Annotated in this window: 2 protein-coding genes; both read right to left on the bottom strand. The window is 71.9% G+C overall.

Annotation, left to right across the window (positions count from 1 at the left end; all coding sequences use genetic code 11):
- Positions 1-1405 (bottom strand): putative lipid II flippase FtsW (gene ftsW / locus G6030_RS15245; RefSeq protein WP_182643696.1); only part of this gene is annotated, 1405 nt, incomplete at its 3' end.
- A gap of 5 nt (positions 1406-1410) precedes the next feature.
- A partial coding sequence (locus tag G6030_RS15240) for a cyanophycin synthetase (RefSeq protein WP_007630749.1) occupies positions 1411-2008 on the bottom strand: 598 nt, incomplete at its 5' end.

Raw genomic sequence — 2008 nt, 5'->3', positions numbered from 1 at the left:
GGGCCGGCTGGCGGCGGGTGACGGGGTCGCCGTACCGCCGGGCGCCCTCGCTCGAGCGACCGGGCGCCGACGAGGCGGGGACGGGGCGCTCGGGCCGGTAGGGGCGCGGGTCGGGCAGGGAGAACCACCGGTGCCGGCGACGGCTCGGGGAGCTGAGGATCGCGGAGATGGCCTCGGGCTCGTGCCGGGCGCAGTTGGCGAGCAGCCCGAGCGAGGTGAGCGTGACGACGGCGGAGGTACCGCCGTTGGAGATGAGCGGCAGCTGCAGACCGGTCACCGGCAGCAGGCCCACGACGTAGCCGATGTTGATGAACGCCTGCAGGACGATCGTCGCGGAGATGGTGCCGGCGAGCAGGCGGCGGAACGGGTCCACCGACCGCATGGCGATCCGCATGCCGACCCACCCGAGGGTGAGGTAGAGCGAGACGACGACCGCGGCACCGAACCAGCCGAGCTCCTCGCCGATGATGGCGAAGATGAAGTCGTTGGTGGCCTCCGGCAGGTAGAACCACTTGGCGCTCGACTGCCCCAGGCCGACGCCGAACAGTCCGCCGTCGGCCAGGGAGAGCATGCCCTGGTACGACTGGTACGCCGCGCCCTGGGGGTTGGAGAAGTCACCGCGGAACGTGTCGAGGTAGGTCCGGATCCGCTCGAAGCGGTAGGCGAACGCCACGGCGAGGACGCCGAAGACGACGACGCCGACGGCGATCACCCACGCGAAGTGCCGCGCCGGGTAGCCGGAGAACCACAGGATGCACAGGAACGCGATGGTCACCGCGGTGGCCATGCCCAGGTCGGGGGCGACGACGACGAGGACCGCCACGATGAGGTACCCGACGACCGCCGGGAAGAGCAGGTCCAGCCAGTAGCCCGTCCGAACGCGCTTGGCGACCACGGACGACGCCCAGATGATGAGGGCGAACTTGGCGATCTCGGCGGGCTGGATCGAGAAGATGCCGAGGTCGATCCAGCCACGGGAGCCGTTGACCTCGGAGCCGATGCCGGGGATGAGCACCGCGACGAGCAAACCGATGGACACGAGCAGCAGCGGGAACGCCGCGGCGCGCAGCAGCTCGATGCGCAGGCGCAGGGCCAGGACGAAGCCCATCCAGCCGATGAGCACGAACATCGCCTGGCGCAGGAAGATGTCGAACGGCGTGCCACCGCCGGAGAAGGCCAGCACGTTGGAGCTGGACAGCACCATGCCCAGTCCGATGACCGTGAGCAGGGCCGTGACCACCATGACCACGTGGTACGACGTCAGGGGTGCCCGGTTGATCGCGGCCAGTGGCGCGGCGATACGCCCGAGCAGGTCGGGCCGATCGGCCCGGTCGCCGCTCTCGGCCGCGTCGGGTCCGCCGGCCGTGACGGCCCGGTCGTGAGGTGCCTTGTGTCGCAGTGCCATAGCCTCTACCTCCCGGCCACGCGGCCCACGGCGAGGACGAAGCTGCGCCCCCGGTGGCCGTAGTCGGTGAACATGTCCATCGACGCGGCAGCCGGGGCGAGCAACACGGTGTCGCCTCCGGTGGCCATCCGCGCGGCCTCGGCGACCGCGCGGTCCATCGTCTGCTGCGGCTCGTCGGGACCCGCAGCGTCGTCATCGTCTCCCGAGGCCAGCTCCACGACGGGCACCGTCGGCGCGTGTCGTGCCAATGCCCCGGCGATCCGCCCGCGGTCGCGGCCGATGAGGACCACCCCGCGCAGGACATCGGCGACCTCGGCGACCAGTGGCTCGACGTCGGCGCCCTTGAGCAGTCCGCCGGCGATCCACACCATCGGCCCGCCCGCGAGCAGCGAGGTGCGGGCGGCGTGCGGATTGGTGGCCTTAGAGTCGTCGATGTAGGTGACCCCGTCGACGACTCCGACCGGTTCGGCGCGATGGGCGCCCACCGTGAACGAACGCAGGGCCGCGGCGACGTGCTCGGCCCGCGCGCCCACGGACATGGCCACGGCCGAGGCGGCGAGTGCGTCGAGGACGCCCGCGGGCCCGGCCGGGCGCACGTCCGCG

The sequence above is a fragment of the Dietzia sp. E1 genome, from assembly GCF_014145015.1.
Lineage (GTDB): Bacteria > Actinomycetota > Actinomycetes > Mycobacteriales > Mycobacteriaceae > Dietzia > Dietzia cinnamea_A.
The sequence above is the reverse complement of the archived record's forward strand: the minus strand, read 5'-3'. Positions and strand labels throughout refer to the sequence as shown.